This window comes from Paenibacillus sp. LHD-117 (assembly GCF_030929555.1).
Classification (GTDB): Bacteria; Bacillota; Bacilli; order Paenibacillales; family Paenibacillaceae; genus Pristimantibacillus.
On the sequence record NZ_JAVFVT010000034.1, the window covers coordinates 45,074 to 64,156 of the forward strand.

The window sequence follows — 19,083 nt, forward strand, 5'->3', positions numbered from 1 at the left end:
GACAGCGATTGAACCCTAATTCAGGATACTGCATTCAATTAATTGCTATAGAATATGCTTTCGCGATGTTTACACCAAGGAAATAGCCATATTACATTTACAACACGATGTTGAGGAGTGATGATAGTGCCATACCAAGTAGAAAAGTACGAGTCTCTTAGTTTTGATAATGTCGCCTCGTACAGAGAGCGAATTCTTCAAAATCAGGTGAATAAGGAATTCAATCTATTTATGAGAACTATTCAATCAGCTGGCGCTAAAAAAAATGGCCCCCTCATAACCACAACTCATCAAATTGAAACTACTCCTGAAAAGACTCTCGTAGACGTAGAGTTTCTAGTGCCGCTTGATCGAAGCATACCACTTGACGGTAAGTATAAGTTTAAGCCAACTTTCAAAATAGCTCATTCACTTAAAGTGACTCACTACGGCGATCCGAGACTTATTGAGCACGCTTATAATCATGTTGTCCAGTATATTGAGGAAAATAACCTGAATCAAATCACATCCTTCTATAATATCAGTAGAAACGATGAGAACATTGCACAAGGAGAAGAACCTATTACTGATATTATGGTTGGTATTAATCCTTCAATTTTATAACGAGCAAGTTATATAAATGACTATGTCATTTTATATAAAATTTATTATTTAAGGAGGAATATTTAGATGGAAAATGTGTTGCACTCCTCAAGCTTTATGCAACTCGAACAATCCGAACAACTGTCTGTTTTCGGCGGATGGTCCTGGACGGATTGGTTGGGAGCTGTCGGCGGCGCAGCAGGTGCTGGAGCTACGATTGGTAGCTTTGCTGGACCTGGGGGTTCTCTTGTCGGCGGTATCGCAGGTGCTGTTGTTGGTAACGCTCTGTATGCGCTTGGCGACTATTATGATAGTCGCAAAAAATAATAATGATAGGGGTTATTAAATGTCTACTACACTTGCATTAGGCGCTGGATTTAATGAAATCAGTCTACAAGAATCGATGGACGTCACCGGTGGCAGTTGGGGTGGATTCGTTGCAGCTGTATTAGGTGCCGCTGGTACCGGTGCTTGGTTGGGAAGTAGAGGCGGATTATATGGTGCTATCGGAGGCGCAGTTGTTGGCGGCATTATCGGTGGCGTTGTATACGCTGCTGAAAACTAAGTGAAATAATTAGTCAAACACTTAAACGCACGCGCTTATCGCTTGCGTTTAAGTGTTTGTACAAAACTTACTAATCTCTAAAAGCAAAACTCAGACCTGAATGCCCGTGAGAACCACCGTCTTCTGCCTCGCAATTGCACTCTTGGACGAGAGCCTGACAATTGATACGATGCTAATCCTCGGAAGCAAACAGTGGTGCATCCAGCGGTTAGGACACTGGAAATTCTAATTACTCTGTCTCAATTGACTGAATCAAGAGATTTAAGCAAACACTTCTTGCAAATATGATTATATGAGGAGAGAAACGATGAATTCAAAAACTCTGATTGTGATTGGCTTTTTACTTTCGATTACATTCCTTTTTCAAGTCATAAAACTATGGGATGATCGGACTATGGTGTTTTATATGTATGCGATATTGTTCATACTCACCGTTATATTTAATATCGCACGGTTCAATCAATTTATAAAAAAAAGAAATCATAAGGGTGATTCGGGAAAACCAAAGTATAAACATGACTAATGCACAGTCTACAATAGGGGCAGAAGTAGTTGAGTTAATTAAGCATTTGGAGAGTCAATTCTATGAGAAAAATCGGCCCATAATTACAGCAACTTTTGAGGTAGAGCAACTAAATACCGATCAACTTGTAGATTTAGGTATTTACATTCCTGTTATTGGGGGAACTGATAATCATCCCGATACCAACAGTTTCTTATGAATGCTTTGGGTAGACTCAATCAAGATTCTATTCAATCTGGTGCCCATTTATAATGTACACATTAATGAAGCTGTGTTTTTTGGTGGAGATGAACTAATCCTTGATACATACGTGCAAATAATTAGCTTTCAATAATAGTTATAATTATTAAATATTTTTGGGAGATTTTTATGATAACGTCAGGTATTAAAAAATATTATTGTGTTAAACAACATGATATAACTGATTGCGGTGCAGCTTGTATGGCCACAATTACAAGACAGTACGGGTTAAAGTTTCCGATCTCTCTAATACGCGAAGTAGCAGGAACCGACAAGCAAGGTACCAACGTATATGGCCTCATTAAAGCTGCGGAGCAGCTCGGTTTTACTGCCAGAGGCGTCAAGGGCAATCAAGAAGCTTTTTTCAGCGAGTTCCCACTCCCTGCAATCGCCCATGTTGTCATTGACGGAAGCCTGCTCCATTATGTCGTCATTCACAAAATTACGAAAAAAGAAGTGCTGATTGCCGATCCTGGCAAAGGACTTGTTAAATATACCCCCGACGATTTCTTTAAAATATGGACCGGCGTGCTCATTCTAATGGTGCCGACGCCACAGTTCCGGAAAGGCGACGAAACGAAGGGATTGTTTGCCCGCTTCTTTCATTTGCTGCTGCCGCAGAAACGAATGATTTTTGGCATTTTTTTGGCTTCTTTGCTGTTTACCGTATTGGGTATTTTCGGCGCCTTCTACTTTCAGTTTCTATTGGATGAAATATTGCCTTACAGCATGCAGAAGACGCTGCATATTTTGTCTGTCGGCATCATCGTGTTGTATATTTTCAAGCTGTTGCTGAACGCTTTCCGCACTCATCTTCTTCTGTATTTGAGCCAAAAGCTAGATATTTCGCTCATTCTTGGTTATTACCATCATGTGCTGAAGCTGCCGATGAGCTTCTTCGGCGCGCGCAAGACCGGCGAAATTATTTCACGGCTGATGGATGCCTCCAAGGTGAGGGACGCGATATCCAGCGCCACGCTTACCATTATGATCGATATCCTGATGGTTATCGTAGGCGGCATTATTCTATATTCGCAAAGCTCCATGCTGTTTGGGGTAACGGTCTTGTTAGTTCCGCTTTATCTGGCGCTGGTATGGGGCTTTCATAAACCGTTCGACCGCTTGAATCGTGAACAGATGGAGAAAAATGCTCAGCTTACCTCTTATATTGTGGAATCGATTGACGGAATTGAGACGGTCAAAGCGTACCATGCCGAGTCCAAAGCTAATTTCGAGACGGAACGTAAGTTTGTCGGATTTCTCAAATCGGTATTCAAGTTTGGCGTATTCAATAATGTACAGTCGTCGCTGAAAGGGCTTGTCCAGTCGGTCGGTGGAGTTGTCATTCTATGGGTTGGCGCGATACAGGTGATGACGGGCGACATGACGATGGGGCAATTGATTACATACAATGCGCTGCTGGCTTATTTTCTTGAACCGATTCAGAACCTGATCAATCTTCAGCCTACGTTGCAAACAGCGGTAGTAGCCGCGGACAGACTGGGTGAAATATTGGATCTAGAAGCGGAGAAAAGCGAGCAGGAAGAGAAAAAGCTGCGGCCTTCGAGCCTGCACGGAACGATAGCGTTGCAAAATGTGGATTTTCGTTATGGAACGAGGGCTTTGACGCTACAGGATATTAGCCTGACGATCAGACAAGGGGAGAAGGTCGCTTTCGTTGGCGAAAGCGGCTCCGGGAAAACGACGCTGATCAAGCTGCTGATGCAATTTTACCGGCACGAGAAGGGCGATATTCTGATCAACGATCACAATATTAAAGATATCCATCTCGATTCACTAAGAGAGCGAATGGCTTATATCCCGCAAGATACGTTCTTCTTCAGCGGCACGATACGGGAAAATCTATGTCTTGGCGTCGGTGGGGACGAGGACTTCGGGCGTATTGTCGACGCTTGCAAGACGGCGCAGGCGCATGAATTTATCAATCAATTTCCACTGCGTTACGAAACGATGCTGGAAGAAAATGCGACCAATATTTCCGGTGGACAGAAACAAAGGCTGGCCATCGCCCGCGCCTTAATAAAAAATCCGGATATTCTCATTATGGACGAGGCTACGAGCAATCTGGACTCCATTACGGAGAAAGCGGTTTCGGAGACGATTAACGGCTTTGACCATTTGACAACCGTTATTATCGCGCATCGGCTGAGCACGATCATGCGGTGCGACCGCATTTATGTCATGGACCGCGGGCGGATTATCGAACAGGGATCTCATTGGGAGCTGCTGGCCCTGCGAGGGAAGTATTACGAGCTTTGGAAGGATCAACTGCCGGGACTGGATGAAGAGAGGTCGCCTGTACCTCAGTTTGCTGTAGGAGTAGGTGGAGTATAGCGGTATGAGGGCAATTATTCGAGATATGGCAGATCTGTCGGACAGCAGGGAAATGATGGAGGCGAGGACTCATCCGATAATTACGATCTTTATGACAATCGTTGTGATACTTCTTGCTGCGGCGCTGTCCTGGGCGTTCATTGGCGAAATCGACGAAGTGGCCAAGGCGTCGGCGGTCGCGAGACCCAATGAGAAGGTTAGCGGCATCCAAACCTCCGCTCTTGGTACGGTAGAGAAGATTCATGTCCGTGAAGGACAAGCGGTAAAGACGGGCGATTCTCTCATCAGTCTTGAGCATCAAGAGCTTCAGGCAGAGCTTGATAATCGGCAAGCGGAGCTTGTCCGGCTGGAGAAGGAGCAGAGTTATTTTGAGCGTTATTTGGATAGTGTGCGGCAGCATCACAATCTTTTCGATGAGAGTGTGAGCGAGGAGCAGCTTTACTACACATGGATGGAGCAATATTTGCTAGAGTACAGCCGCCAGCAGCTTGAATTCGAATCCAGCCGTCGGCAAGTTGAACAAACGCTTGGAGAAACGATGCTGGCCCATGATTCGATTCAATTGAATAAGCGCTCAAGCAAGCAAAAGGCGGTTCAAAGCGAGGAAGAATACCGGCGGAAAATTACTGAACTTGAAGGGGAGCTGGGCTCCGAACGCCTGCTCAAGCAGTCAATGGAAAGCGGTGATAATTCGATAGGTTCTTCAGATCCCATCAGGACGGAACGATTCCAGCAATATACGCTTCGTGTAGAGCAATTGACGCAAGCCATCTCGGACAGCCGGAGTCAATACGAGCAGTCGGCAGCGCTCGGAGAGCGCTTTGTCGCCAAATCCAAGTTGGAAGAACAAGCGGCACAGGTGGAGGCGCTTGAAATGCAGCTTAAGCAGTACATTCAGGAAGCCGTCATGGGAGTTCAAAACAATTTGGATACCTATGGAGACGAATTGCGAGAAACCAAACGCCAGCTGGAGCTGCTGCTAAAGGAAGATGCTCCGGTATTGCTGGAGCAGGAATCGCTGCGGCTTGAGGAAGCCAAGATCTTGGAGCAGCGCAGCAACCTGGAGCAACAAAACATGCTGCTCACGCAATCCTCTACCGATGCACTGGAGAAATTTAAGCTCGACCGGCTCGTTCAAATTCAGGCCACGATGGAAGAGAAGGAAAGAAGCAGACATGGACTTCAGGAGCGTATCGACCAGTTGCAGATAGCGATAAACAAACAGGAGATCGTTGCCCCAATTGACGGCAATGTGCATGTTCTCAAGGAAATATATGCCGGGGCAATTGTACAGGCGGGGGAACCGCTGCTGTCCATTATTCCAGCCGACGAGTCCATGTACAAAATGAGCATCGCGGTGCCCAATCATGAAGTCGGCCATATCGCGGTGGGAGACAAGGTGGATTTGAACTTTCATGCCTTTCCGAAACAAAGCTTCGGATCGCTTGCCGGCACGGTCACTTCCATTAGCACGGATGCAACCGTTCAGCAGGATGGAAGAAGCTACTATATGGTGGAGGCATCTATCGCCAATAAGCCGCTAGTGAATCGTAAAGGCGAACATGGTGAGGTCAGAATTGGAATGACGGCAGAAGCATATATCGTGACAGATTCGAAAAAAATTATCTATTACATTTTGGAAAAAATTAATTTGAGGGAGTAAGGGGGCTGTATTCATTACGTATGAAAAGTATTCTAAGTATGATTAGTGCAGCTTTCTATGTTTATCTCTTCGCCCTTGTTTTATTTTCGTCGAGTATAGGCATCGTAGAAGCGAGCGCTGCTCGGGATCATGAAACTATTCTCACAAGAGAAACGATTGCAAACCAAGCGTTGAACCACTATCTCGCTCTTCAGCAGAGTCAACTGCAATTGCGTAGCCAAATAGCGCAGCTAGGATACCTGCAAACTCAACGAGATCTGGAGGCAACTTCCTTTATCCCTATGAAGCCTGGTTATTTCCCGACGTCCATGGATGAGTTGATCCGCTTGATACCGGATTATGAGCAGCTATCGGATGAACAGAAGAAGCAGATGGAGTCCGTCTTAGCGATACAAAGCATGATTCATACTTCGTTAAATCAGTATATTGACGCTCAAACGCAACAACAGAACGCAACATTATTTTTTCAGCAGCAACAAAATTTGAAATCGCTAGATGAGCAATTGCGCTCGGCTTCATTCGGTGTACAATCTAGCGTTTTGGAAATGGAAAAAACGAAGCTTCTTGTTCAATTTTATGCCTTTCAAAGTGTCTATCAAATTGTAATGCTTGAGAAAGATTTGAACGTAGCCGAATTGGAACAATCTTATTTGGAACAAAACCATCAAGATGCGCAAAAACTGCTTGAAGCAGGACAATTGACTAGTCAAGATGCTGAAGATGCGCGGTTGAAAATGCAGGGGCAACAGCAAGCTGTGGCTGCGTTAAGCCAACAGTTGACGATTAGAAAAAAACTATTGAATAGGGATCTTGGATATAAAGAATCTCAACAGATCATGATCCCGAACAAATTGTCGGAAATTGCATTGGAAGAAAAAGAGATCGCGCCAGATGTCCGATTGGACGAACAGATTGAAATGAAAATGGCCAATGCGGCTATTCAACAAGCTGAAGCCAGTTACAATACAACGAAAAGTGACAACTCGGCATTGGCGATCTATTACAAGTCGATCATAAGTATTGAAACCGATAAAAAAGGACTTGTTGCTCGTCAATTGGAGAAGAAAAAGGAAGAGCTCACAGCTGAACAATTATCGTTGCTCGATGAACTAGATCGGTTGCAAGAGGAAAGGGTTCTCTTAATGAGAACGAAAAATGACCAAAAGAAGTTATTTCAACATGGTCTTATATCTGGGAGAGAAGTAGAAGCGGTAGAATATGAGATTACGAAGCTGGATATTGCGATTGAGAAAACTCAGATCAGCTATGAGATATGGAAAGAAAAGAAATGGGCAGCACTACATGGCTTACTGATCTAACTAGCGTCAAGAAAAACGATGTTTTTTCCTAGGTTTCCATGAAACAAATACATATATTCGAGAGGATTGAAGCACTTGTTCAAACGATTATCCGCATTATTATTCGCAGCAGTACTATTCTTCTCGCTTGCCTCGGGGACTCAGGCTTCTGCTCAGCCCTTAAAGGTTTGGCTTGGCAATGAAGAGATTCAATTTGGAGACAAGCAGCCGATCATCGAGAACAACACGACACTAGTTCCGGCTCGAGCCCTGCTTGAAGACATGGGATATGAAATCGAATGGGACGGGGAGGCCGGAACGGTTCAAGCCGTCAAAGAGCAGTCCGTTCTTACATTCACGATTGGCGAAGCAATCGCAACCGTTAATGGGCAGCCAGTCGAACTAACGATCGCGCCGAAAATAAAAGACGGCACGGCTTACGTGCCGCTTCGTTTCGTCGGAGAGAGCACGGGCCATCAGGTTCGTTGGGACGGCGCTAGCAGATCCGTCGTTCTCGCGCAGAGCAAGGGCTTCTTCTGGAAGGTGGAGAAGGATGGGACTGAAGTTTATTTGCTCGGCTCCATTCATGTCGGCAACGACTATTTGTATCCGATGCGCCCCGAGATCGAAGCCGCGTTCGAGAACGCGGACCAGCTCGTCGTCGAAGTGAACGTTGCGAAGCCGGTGAGCGAAGAGCAAGTTAAGCAATTGCAGAGTTACATGATGTACGATGATGGTTCGGTTTTGCCCGATCACATCTCCGCGGAAACGTATGATAAGCTGAAAGCTATTTTGAAGGAGATCGGAGCTCCCGAGAACGCATTCGATCCGTACAAGCCATGGCAAATCGTGAACGAATTGACGGTTGTCAAAGCGGCTCAAAGCGGATACCAGGCGGGACTCGGTATCGATATGTATTTCTTGCAGAGAGCGATGGGAACGGGGCTTCCGATTGCCGAACTGGAATCGTACGACCAACAATTCGCGATGTTTAGCGGCTTTTCTTCCGAGCTGCAAGCGCAAATGCTTAAGGATACAGTAGAGCAATTCCATAAGATGGACGGCAGCATAGCGGCGCTCGCGAACCTTTGGTCCTCCGGGGACGAAACCCAATTAATCGAGCTGATGAACAGCATCGGCGAACAACAGGAATATTACAAGACGGTCATTCAAGACCGTAATGCCGGGATGTTGGAGAAGATCGAAGGTTATTTGAATGGCAAGGACCAATCAACCTCTTTCATCGTCGCGGGTTATCTTCACATGCTCGGCGAGCACGGCATCGTCACGATGCTGGAGGAGAAAGGTTATACCGTTACCCATTTATAACCAATATAATGGGGAACAAAGACAACCCGGGGGCTATCAGCCTCCGGGTTGAATTTTTTTTTTCTTTACAACCTCCATTATTTGAGATATATTCTTTTTCCGACTCTAATAGGAGTAGTTCAAAAAAGTCCGCTTTTGATCACGAAGTATAGCAGGAAGCTTACTCGACATCGAATATTAAATTCAGCCGGAACTAAGCGAATGCTTACGAAGTATGTTTCCTCCAGAAACATTACAGGTGCTCGCGTAGCCTTCACTACGCTCCGCTCCTCATTTCCTAGCTTCTTTTAATCTTCTTGGTGCTGAAAACCGGACTTTTTGAACTTGAATTACTTTAGGAGGATAACGAAAACTTATGGAAAACGGCATTATACGGTTGAGCGGCATCGGCAAAAGCTTTAAGGTCGCAGAGCGGACGGCTGGGCTGCGGCAGGCAGCGAAAGCGCTGTTCGTGCGGAAGCACCGGATCGTGGAAGCGCTGAAGGACATCTCCTTCACCGTGAACGAAGGAGAGATCGTCGGGTATATCGGGCCGAACGGCGCCGGGAAGTCGACGACGATCAAAGTAATGAGCGGCATTCTGGTGCCGGACGGCGGAGCCTGCTCCATTATGGGGTATACGCCGTGGAAGGATAGGGCGGACTATGTCCGGCATATCGGCGTCGTGTTCGGCCAGCGTTCGCAGCTCTGGTGGGACGTGCCTGTAATCGATTCCTTCGAGCTTCTAAGAGATATCTACAAGATCCCGGGCAAGACGTACAAGGACAATCTCGACATGCTGACGGAGATGCTCGCCTTATCCGACTTGCTGGGCGTGCCCGTCAGACAGCTCAGCCTCGGTCAGCGGATGCGCTGCGAGATCGCGGCATCGCTCCTGCACAGCCCGAAGCTGCTGTTCCTCGACGAACCGACGATCGGGCTCGATGCGGTCAGCAAGCTGGCGGTGCGGAACTTCATCCGCAGAATCAATCAGGAGCGGGGCGTAACCGTCATTCTGACGACGCATGACATGAGCGATATCGAGGCGCTGGCGGACCGGATTCTTATGATCGGCAAAGGAACGCTGCTCTACGACGGCTCGTTGCAGGAGCTGCGAGGACGCTTCGGCACTGGCCGGACCGTAACGGCCGACTTCAACGAGCATCATGGCTCCCCGGTCGACATCGAAGGGACAACGAGGCTGCATTGGTCGCCGGAACGCGCCGTTTACAGCTTCGATACGGAGCGGGTCGTGCTCGCCGACGTCATCGCGCAGCTGTCCAGGTCGGTTGAGCTTCTGGATATTTCGGTCGACGCCAAAGGAATCGACGAGATGATCGTCCAGCTGTACGAGGAGCATCAAGTATGAGAGCCTACGTTTCGATTTGGCGGCTTCGGTTCATCAACGGCATGCAGTACCGCGCGGCGGCGCTCGCCGGCATGGCCACCCAGCTTTTTTTCGGATTCGTCTTCATAATGATCTTCGCGGCCTTCTACAAGGACGGCGGGGATTCCGCGCCCATCTCCCTTCAGAATTTGATTACTTACGTGTGGCTCCAGCAAATCTTTCTTTCCTTTATTATGTTATGGTTCCGGGACAACGAAATTTTCTCTATGATCACGAGCGGGAATATCGCCTACGAACTGTGCAGGCCGATGGGGCTGTACCCGTTCTGGTACGTGAAGCTGCTTGCCCAGCGGGTGTCGAACGCCGTGCTGCGCTGTTTCCCGATCTTGACCATCGTGTTTCTGCTGCCTGAGCCATACCGCTTGAGCGTTCCGCCCGACTGGTCGACCCTCGCGCTGTTCATCGTCACGCTGCTGCTCGGCTTGCTCGTCGTCGTCGCGATTTCCATGCTGATCTACATTTCGGTGTTCTGGACGATGTCTCCGGTCGGCTCGATTCTAATGATCTCGGTTGCAGGCGAGTTTCTGGCGGGCATGATCATTCCCGTGCCGCTTATGCCGGATTGGCTGCAGAAGATCGCTTACGCGCTGCCGTTCCGCTGGACGACGGACTTCCCGTTCCGGGTATACTCCGGCCATATTCCGCGGGAAGAGGCGCTCATCGGCATCGCCATTCAAATCGGGTGGATCGCGGCGCTTGCGACGTTCGGGCTTTGGCTGATGAGCAGAGCGCTTCGCAACGTCGTCGTGCAAGGAGGATAAGAAGCCATGCGATTATATTTCCGTTATTTGAATATTCATCTGAAGTCGCAGCTGCAATACCGGGCATCGTTCATGCTGCTTAGCGTTGGACAGTTTTTTATCCCGTTTATGGTGTTCGGCGGGTTGTATTTCATGTTCGAGCGGTTCGGGGAGCTGGAAGGATGGAGCTTCTTCGAGGTGACGTTATGTTTCGCGATTATTCATTTGTCGTTCTCGCTTAGCGAATGTTTCGCGAGGGGCTTCGACGCGTTCTCCGGACTCGTAGCGGGAGGCGACTTCGATCGGCTGCTCGTCAGACCGCGCAGCACGGTCGCGCAGGTGCTTGGCTCCAAGTTCGAGTTCACGAGAATCGGCAGGCTGCTCCAAAGCACGATCGTGCTCGTCTGGTCCATCTCGAATTTGCCGCAGGTTTGGAGCGTCGCCAAAGGGCTGACGCTGCTGTTCATGGTTCTGAACGGCGTGCTGATTTTTACGGGCATCTTCATCCTGGCGGCAACCTTCTGCTTCTGGACGATCCAAGCGATCGAAGTGGCGAACGTGTTCACCGACGGCGGCCGCGAGATGGCGCAATATCCGCTCACGATTTACGAGAAATGGGTAACGAGGTTTTTTACCTTCATCATTCCTTTCGGCTGCGTCAGTTACTTGCCGCTGATGTATCTGCTGGACAAAAAAGAGGGAAGCTTGCTGATCGGCATGCTGGTGCCGTTCGGGGGAGCGCTTTTCCTGCTTCCTTGCTTGCTGGTCTGGCGATTCGGCGTGAGACATTACCGCTCGACGGGATCTTAAATCTTAACGCTTTATGCTTCGATTGCTTTTTACTCGCGTAGTCCACTCGGCGTTCGATTAAAGTATATACAAGAACCGGTTTGCCATCCTCGGCAAGCCGATTTTTTGCTTTTCGGCCATCCGGAAAAAACTTCTTGTCTAAAACGGAGCGGATAGACTATAATGCAAAATATAATCGAAGTAAGCGTTATCTAACGATGTGAACGACATTTCTGGAATCGATACCATAATACGCGAGGTATCGATTAAACTTTGAGTGTGGTAACGATACCATACAGGGAGGGCTGGCATGTTATTTTTGAATGTGAACGGCTTGAAGCTGTCCCGGCTCATGATCGGGACGGGCGATATCAGGAAGTGGAACAACACCGATATGTTAGACCAGTTCGTTGCCGCCGGCGGAACGACTATCGATGCGGCCCATCAATATAGGGAGGCCGAAAAAATAGTAGGAAAATGGATGCTCGAGAGGGGAAACCGCGATCAACTGGTCATCTTGACGAAGGGAGCCCATCACGATGACGGAAGCCCGGGCGCAAGGGTCAATCCTGAGGCGATACGGATCGATCTAATGGAGAGCCTGGATCGTCTTGGGACGGGATGGATCGACATGTACGCCCTTCATAGGGACGATCCTTCCGTTCCGGTCGGCTCGATAATGGAAGAGCTCAACCGGCATATCCATGACGGAAGGATTCGGGCGATCGGAGCTTCGAATTGGTCTTACAAACGAATCCAGGAAGCGAATGACTACGCATTGCGCAATGGATTGGTCGGTTTCTCGTTTAATAGCGTCAATTTGAGCTTGGCCTCTCCGATGGAGCCCCGCTGGGAAGGCAGCGTATCGGCGGATCAAGCGACTTGCGAGTGGCATGCGAATAACCAAATGCCGCTGTTGTCATGGTCGGCTCAAGCGGGCGGATTTTTTTCGGGGCATTTCTCGCCGGACGATCTGTCCAACAAGGACATGGTGAGAGTTTATTATAACGACGACAACTGGGAACGTTACCGCCGGGCGGCCGTACTGGCCGAGGAGTACGGCGTTTCGCCTACCCAAATCGCGTTGTCTTATGTGCTGAACCGTCCATTCCCGACCGGCGCGATTATCGGACCTCGGAACGATGCTGAGCTCGACGAATCGATCAAGGCGATGGAGATGAAGCTGACTCGCGAGCAGTTGGCATGGTTGAACCTGGAAGAGGCGGAGGGAATCGCGTGATGAGAAAAAAATTAGCCGCCCAATTGTTTACGCTTCGAAATGAAGTCAAGCGCGATTTCCCCGGCACGTTAAAGGAATTGAAGCAGATGGGCTGGGCGGGCGTTCAGATTGACGGCCTCCACGGATACGATCCGAGGGAAATCTCCGGCGTGATGAAGGAATTCGGTCTGCAAGCGGCAGGGATGCATGTCGGGCTGGAACGAATGAAACATGACCTGGAAGCCGTATTGGAAGAAGGAAGATTGTTCGGCACCAAAGATATGATCTGTCATTCCCTGCCTGTACAGCTGCAGAACGAACCGGGATACCGGGCGGTTAGAAACGATCTGCTGGACATCTCGAAGAAAGTGTCTCCACTCGGATATCGGGTCGGCTATCACAATCATGACTTTGAATTTCATACCTCCGTAGACGGACGGTACGCTTTGGACTATTTGCTTGAGCCGGACCTGGAGAGTCCTATATTCGCCGAGATTGATACCTATTGGGTGAAAAAAGCGAAGGTCGATCCTCTTTCTTACATAAAGGCCTATTCGAATCGCATGCCTATTCTTCATCTGAAGGATATGACGCTGGACGAATCGTCTTATTTCACGGAGATAGGCAATGGAGTGATCGACTTCGCGCCGATCATTCGATGGGGCGAAGCGAACGGAGTGGAGTGGTATGCCGTCGAGCAGGATTATTGCCCGGGAAGCCCGATGGAAAGTTTGGCCGTAAGCTTCGAGAATCTCATGAGAATCTCGACGGAAGTCGAGTGATATGGATCTTCTGTTCAATCCGGAAGTATGGCGCATTAGCCAGTTCGAATTGACGATCCGAATTCTTCTCGCATTGGTGCTAGGGGGGATGATCGGCTTCGAGCGCGAGCTCGGCGGGCATTCCGCGGGCTTTCGGACGCACATTCTGGTTTGCATGGGATCGGCCGTTATCGTGTTATTGTCGATGTACGGCTTTGCCGCATTCGCATCGGAGCCGAACGTGCGATTGGATCCTGCACGGCTTGCCGCGCAAGTGATCAGCGGCATTGGTTTTATCGGAGCGGGTACGATTATGCGAAACGGGCTTAACGTATCCGGATTGACGACGGCGGCATCGCTATGGGTTTCCGCTGCGATCGGGCTTTCGGCAGGTGCCGGATTTTATTATTGCGCAGTCATATCGACCGTTCTGGTGGTGATAAGCTTGTTTGCGCTAAACAAGGTGGAAAAGCTGTTCTCGCGAACGAAAAAAGTGCGGGAATTGTTGATCAAAATGGATCATCGTTCATCGGGGCTGGGCTTCGTATTAACGCACTTGAACCGGAGCGGCCTGCAAATCAACAAGCTTTCTGTGGATAACGACGGAGAATCGCCTTCGCCTGCGAACGAGCGCTATTTAATCATACGCATTCAAGTAAAGCTGAAAAAAGTCAGCAAATACGAACAGATCATAGCCTCGCTGATTGAAATGGAAGGCGTCGTCGGATTGGAAACCGTCGATCTGATGGCCTGACCATACATGGATGACATGTCGCCATATGCAATTAAAACATTCCTGCTCGAAATTCAGGAGGCGGATATCGCATGAGAAGAACAATGGTTGCAGCCCATACGGGCTGCGGGATTTACCCGGACAACACAATGGCTTCCTTCCTAGAAGGCATGCAGCTAGGAGCCGATATCGTCGAAGTCGACGTTCGCGCGGCAAGCGATGGCACTGCCGTCCTGCTGCATGACGATTCGCCTTATCTGCATACGCATTCCTACGAACAGGTGAACGATCCGGCTATCCGGACGCTGATTGATCCGGCGTACGCGGATCATGAGATCGCTGCATTGGAACAAGCGCTCCGGGTTTCGGAGCCGCATGGCACCATGTTGAATCTGGATGTGAAGACGGCCTCCGGTATTGATCCTGCGATCCGGCTTATACGCCAGTACGAAGTCCAGAAGCGGGCTTTTATTACAGGATGCTCAGACGGGATAACGGATCGTTATCCGGATATTCAAGTGATGATGAATACGCCCGACATGCTGACGATGGACCAAATGGAGCATTACGGCGAATTCGCGGCAAATCTGTGCAACGAAGCGTTGCAAGGAGGATATGTCGGACTCAACATGAACGGCTTTACTTGTCTTCCTCCAATCGTATCGCGCGCCCATTCCGCCGGATTGAAAGTATGGGTCTATACGGTGAACGACCGCGCGTTGATGCAATGGTTTTTAGCCATGGGCGTTGACGCCATTACGACGAGAGCGCCCCAATTGCTGATGAGTTTATTAGAAGAATAGCCCAATAAAACTATAGCAATTAAATGGGCAGTCTGGTATAATCCATACAAGGAAAGCGCTTACGAGCCATCCCTTTTATTTTTAGCGCAACATGGTAACGCTTCCAGAAAATTTAGTTCCGCAAGCTCGTTTTTACAAAGAATTATCGAAAAGCTAACTTGAAGTGTCTTGTACGAAAGAATGATTACGGTTATGATGAATTCGACGAACTGACATGCACCATTTTAACTTGAAAATAAGGGGGGACATGAAAATAATCAGAGGCGCCGAAAATGTTTATGGAATCGATACCAGATTACGATGGAAAAAGGTGATATTGTCCTATGAAGCCAACCTCCATAACCTTGAAGCGGAACAAGGTTGACCGAAAGTTATGGAAAAACATAGTTAAGCACCGTTACTTGTATTTCATGTTGTTGCCTTGTATCTTGTTTTTTATCGTTTTTTCCTATATCCCGATGGGCGGATTGCTTCTAGCCTTTAAGGAATACAAGTTCAATAAGGGCATTCTCGGCAGCCCATGGATCGGATTCGAATATTTCCAAACGTTCTTCAATTCGTATCAGAGCGCAGAGCTTATCAGAAACACGCTTATTATCAGCAGTATGAAGTTGTTTTTGTACTTGCCCTTTCCGATCCTGTTAGCGTTGATGTTCAACGAAATCCGTAACAGGTGGTTCAAAAATATATCGCAAAGCATCCTTTATTTGCCGCATTTTATATCCTGGGTTGTCGTCGTAGGTTTGGTCCAGCGGATTTTGGCTCCCGATACCGGATTGCTGAATCAAGCCATAACCAAATTGGGCGGCGACGGCAGCACGTTTTTTATGATGGAACCCCGCTATTTTTACGAAATTATGTTCGGGAGCCACTTGTGGAAGTCGATTGGTTGGGATTCGATCATCTACATGGCGGCGATCGCCGGAATTAATCCAGATATGTATGAAGCGGCCAAAATTGACGGAGCTAACAAATTCCGCGAAATGTGGAACATCACGCTGCCTTCTATTACCCCGACGATTGTCATTCTGTTTATTCTGTCGCTCGGCAACATCTTGTCCGCCGGATTCGACCAATTATACTTGCTTCGTACGCCGGGAAACATGCATCTTTCGGACATATTGGATACTTACGTTATCCGGATAGGCTTGCAAGGAGGTCAATACGGATATGCGACCGCGGTCGGATTGATGCAAGGTTTGATCGGATTGATATTGGTTATTCTGGCGAATCGGATTTCCCGCAAAGTTTCGGACACGTCTTTGTGGTAACGATTCCATGTTGTGATGTCCATCTTCCTGGTGGGAGACGTCGCAAGACGTATTTCATAAAACAATTTAATCGAAAAGGGGAAAAACGCATGAGCAAAAAATGGGCAAAGTATTTTGCGATTCCTTTGATGGCGATGATGCTGATCGTCGCAGGCTGCTCGAAAGGCGGCAATGACGTGAAGCCTTCGGAATCGGGCAATGACGGCACGCCTTCGGTTGCGCCGGAGGGTAAGCCGGAAACGTGGATTGCCGACCGTAAAATCAAAGGACTTGTGTTTATGGGCACCGACGATTATACAGAAGAAATGAACCCGGAAATATTGGCCAAAATCAAAGAACGGACCGGAATCGATTTCGAAATCGAAATCATGAAAGCCGAAAGGTCCATCGACGGACTTGTAGCGGGCATCGCGGCGAACGATTTGCCGGATTTCATCGCCTTCTATTTGAACAATAGCGGACGGCCGGAAATGCAGGTTGTAATGAAAGCGGCCAGGGAAGGCATGTTTACCGATTTGACGCCGCTTATCAAAGACACGAAAGTATACAGCAAATATTTGCAGGACGGTTATTTGCCAATCGACACGCAATACGGCGTTATGTTCCGTCCGGAATTCAACGGTTCCACCTACTTCGTGCACATGAACGTCAACCGTCAAGGCGGCTATGATTCGCGCAAATATGTCGGCGGTCCATATATCCGCAAAGATATCGCAGAAGCGCTTGGCGTAGATCCCAGCTCGATCAAAACGACGGAGCAATTATATGAGCTGGCGAAACAGATCAAAGCGGGAGGGTTCAAGGACAAAAACGGCAAAGACGTTGTGCCGATCGGACCTGCCTACTGGGGCGGCAAAGAAGTAGGCCGATTGTTCGCCGATCTCCAGTGGGGCGAAGCCGAGCAATGGATCAAACCGGACGAAAGCGGCAAGATGCTGCATGAAGTTCAAACGCCGGTCGCCTTGCAAAAAGTCGGCTATGTCCAGAAGCTGTTGAACGAGAAATTGCTGCAGCCGGAGTTCTTTACGATCGACGAAACGCAGGCAACGGAAGGCGCGCTGAACGGCACTTGGGGAATTATCGCGGATATGCATAACTACCAGGAATTCAATCAAGACATGCATTATCTTCCGATCGGTCCGTTGAACACTCTGGACGGCGAATACAAGATGCAGGTTGACTTCAAGTCGGGCTACTCCGCATGGGCGATTCCCGCGACGACCAAGAAACCGGAAGAAGTCGTTCGATTCGCGGATTATCTTGCATCCCGTGAAGGCAAGCTTCTTTGGATGTACGGGTTGGAAGGCCGCGACTACACATTGGGCGCGGACGGCAATCCGCTTGTGAAGCAGGAAGTCATCGATCTGAAGGAAAGCGATCCTAATGCGGCCAAAAAACTCGGATTCGGCGGCGTAAGAAACTGGTGGGGCGAATTGCTGGGCAGCACGGACATCGACAGAATGGCGGATTACGGCGAGATGGAATACGGCGAGAAGCTGAAAGAAGCGACGAGCCAAGGCGCGCTGAATATCGCCGAATACTGGAAGTGGGACGAGAAACGGAAAAACGCGGACGTCGTTGATGCTTACGCTCCATTGTCTTTCCTGAGCGAGTTCGACAGAGGCGCGGATTTGAAAGCCGCGTTCGATAACTACAGAGACAGCTTGGTCAGAGCTTACTACAGCAAAAATACGGACGAAGCAAAGGAAATTTTGGACAGCGCTTTGAAGCAGATGCAGGCTGCCGGATTGGACGATTATTTAAAGCTGGTCGAAGAAAAAAATGCGGATCCCATCACGAAAGTGAAGTTTAGATCTTCGTACTAATCGTTAATTTCCGCAGATTAAGGTCGGCGGTTTGATATGCAAAACGTTCAAACCGCCCGGCTTTCCCAAGGAGGATGGAGTAAGTGGTGAACGAATTTTATAAGCTGAGCGTTGGCGAAAAAATATTCAGGATCGTCAACTACTTGCTTATTATAGCGCTGTGTCTGTCGATCATCCTTCCCTTTTTGAACATTACGGCTCTCGCTTTTAATCCCGGCAAAGATGCGGAAAGAGGCGGCATCTATTTCTTGCCGAGAATATGGTCGCTGGAAAATTTCGAAAAGGTGTTTCAAGCGTCAAACATAGCGACCGCATTCGGCGTTTCGGTTTTTCGCACGGTTGTCGGGACGGTTTCCAGCGTTTTTTTGACGGCCGCGGCAGCTTATGCGCTGAAGAGCAAGACGCTTCCCGGCGGCAAATTTTTGATGATGCTCATTTTTTTCACCATGTTGTTCAGCGGGGGAATTATTCCTTATTACATGCTTCTTAAATCGGTGCATTTGACGAACAACATTTGGGTCTATGTCATTCCGAGCTTGTACAGCGCATGGAATTTAATCATTTTCAGAACTTTTTTCCAGCAGCTTCATCCTAGTTTGGAAGAGTCCGCGCGAATTGACGGCTATAATGATTTTTCGATTTTTTTGCGCATCATTATGCCGCTCAGCCGTCCGGTCGTCGCGGTCATTGCGTTGTTTAACGCGGTCAATCATTGGAACGATTGGTTCACCGGAACGTTCTATGTTCGCTCGGCCGAGCTGCGCCCGTTGTCTACCTTGATGCAGGAAATGCTGATGAGCGCGCAAGCGATGAGGGAAACGCTGGAGCAGGCGGCGGGCCAATACGATCTGATCGAGAATATACAAGTTACGGGAAATTCGCTTAAGATGGCCATGATTATCGTTGTTGTCACGCCGATCATTATGATATATCCTTTTGTACAACGTTACTTCGCGAAGGGCATCATGATCGGTTCCATTAAAGAGTAGGAATGAGAGA

At 48.4% G+C, this 19,083-nt stretch carries 17 protein-coding genes; all 17 read left to right on the forward strand.

The genetic code is table 11. The features are described from left to right. Positions 1 to 126: 126 nt before the first annotated feature. Positions 127 to 603: a GyrI-like domain-containing protein gene (locus RB620_RS22935; protein WP_308098427.1), complete on the forward strand. Its 477-nt coding sequence runs from the start codon at positions 127 to 129 to the stop codon at positions 601 to 603. Positions 604 to 669: 66 nt separating this feature from the next. Further along, the gene (locus RB620_RS22940; protein ID WP_308098429.1) at positions 670 to 909 is read left to right on the forward strand and encodes a hypothetical protein; all 240 of its coding nucleotides are present in this window, start codon (positions 670 to 672) and stop codon (positions 907 to 909) included. Between the two features lie 19 nt (positions 910 to 928). Further along, complete coding sequence (locus RB620_RS22945) at positions 929 to 1,147, forward strand: hypothetical protein (protein ID WP_308098431.1); 219 nt, start codon at positions 929 to 931, stop codon at positions 1,145 to 1,147. Between the two features lie 892 nt (positions 1,148 to 2,039). Next, positions 2,040 to 4,265 (forward strand): peptidase domain-containing ABC transporter, encoded by a 2,226-nt coding sequence (locus RB620_RS22950; protein ID WP_308098433.1) that lies wholly within the window; start codon positions 2,040 to 2,042, stop codon positions 4,263 to 4,265. Positions 4,266 to 4,269: 4 nt separating this feature from the next. Next, positions 4,270 to 5,928 (forward strand): beta-barrel domain-containing protein, encoded by a 1,659-nt coding sequence (locus tag RB620_RS22955; protein WP_308098435.1) that lies wholly within the window; start codon positions 4,270 to 4,272, stop codon positions 5,926 to 5,928. A gap of 20 nt (positions 5,929 to 5,948) precedes the next feature. Then, positions 5,949 to 7,247: a TolC family protein gene (locus RB620_RS22960; RefSeq protein WP_308098436.1), complete on the forward strand. Its 1,299-nt coding sequence runs from the start codon at positions 5,949 to 5,951 to the stop codon at positions 7,245 to 7,247. A gap of 75 nt (positions 7,248 to 7,322) precedes the next feature. After that, positions 7,323 to 8,555, forward strand: a complete 1,233-nt coding sequence (locus tag RB620_RS22965) for a TraB/GumN family protein (RefSeq protein WP_308098438.1) — start codon at positions 7,323 to 7,325, stop codon at positions 8,553 to 8,555. A gap of 355 nt (positions 8,556 to 8,910) precedes the next feature. Then, positions 8,911 to 9,903, forward strand: coding sequence for an ABC transporter ATP-binding protein (locus RB620_RS22970; RefSeq protein ID WP_308098440.1), 993 nt, complete (start codon positions 8,911 to 8,913; stop codon positions 9,901 to 9,903). Next, entirely contained in the window at positions 9,900 to 10,703 is an 804-nt protein-coding gene (locus RB620_RS22975; RefSeq protein WP_308098442.1) for an ABC transporter permease, read from the forward strand. The genes RB620_RS22970 and RB620_RS22975 overlap by 4 nt, the downstream gene beginning before the upstream one ends. A 6-nt stretch (positions 10,704 to 10,709) precedes the next feature. Continuing rightward, the gene (locus tag RB620_RS22980; RefSeq protein WP_308098444.1) at positions 10,710 to 11,492 is read left to right on the forward strand and encodes an ABC transporter permease; all 783 of its coding nucleotides are present in this window, start codon (positions 10,710 to 10,712) and stop codon (positions 11,490 to 11,492) included. A gap of 289 nt (positions 11,493 to 11,781) precedes the next feature. Next, a complete protein-coding gene (locus RB620_RS22985; protein WP_308098446.1) occupies positions 11,782 to 12,711 on the forward strand; it encodes an aldo/keto reductase in 930 nt (309 codons plus the stop codon). Continuing rightward, complete coding sequence (locus RB620_RS22990; RefSeq protein ID WP_308098448.1) at positions 12,711 to 13,472, forward strand: sugar phosphate isomerase/epimerase family protein; 762 nt, start codon at positions 12,711 to 12,713, stop codon at positions 13,470 to 13,472. The genes RB620_RS22985 and RB620_RS22990 overlap by 1 nt, the downstream gene beginning before the upstream one ends. 1 nt (position 13,473) lies before the next feature. Next, entirely contained in the window at positions 13,474 to 14,205 is a 732-nt protein-coding gene (locus RB620_RS22995) for an MgtC/SapB family protein (protein ID WP_308098450.1), read from the forward strand. Between the two features lie 71 nt (positions 14,206 to 14,276). Then, positions 14,277 to 14,987 carry a glycerophosphodiester phosphodiesterase gene (locus RB620_RS23000; protein WP_308098452.1) on the forward strand — a complete coding sequence of 237 codons (711 nt, stop codon included), beginning with the start codon at positions 14,277 to 14,279 and terminating at the stop codon, positions 14,985 to 14,987. 323 nt (positions 14,988 to 15,310) lie between these two features. Then, a complete protein-coding gene (locus tag RB620_RS23005) occupies positions 15,311 to 16,258 on the forward strand; it encodes an ABC transporter permease (protein WP_308098454.1) in 948 nt (315 codons plus the stop codon). An 89-nt stretch (positions 16,259 to 16,347) separates the two neighbouring features. Beyond that, positions 16,348 to 18,084, forward strand: a complete 1,737-nt coding sequence (locus RB620_RS23010) for an extracellular solute-binding protein (RefSeq protein WP_308098456.1) — start codon at positions 16,348 to 16,350, stop codon at positions 18,082 to 18,084. Between the two features lie 86 nt (positions 18,085 to 18,170). Then, entirely contained in the window at positions 18,171 to 19,073 is a 903-nt protein-coding gene (locus RB620_RS23015; RefSeq protein ID WP_308098491.1) for a carbohydrate ABC transporter permease, read from the forward strand. Positions 19,074 to 19,083: the final 10 nt, after the last annotated feature.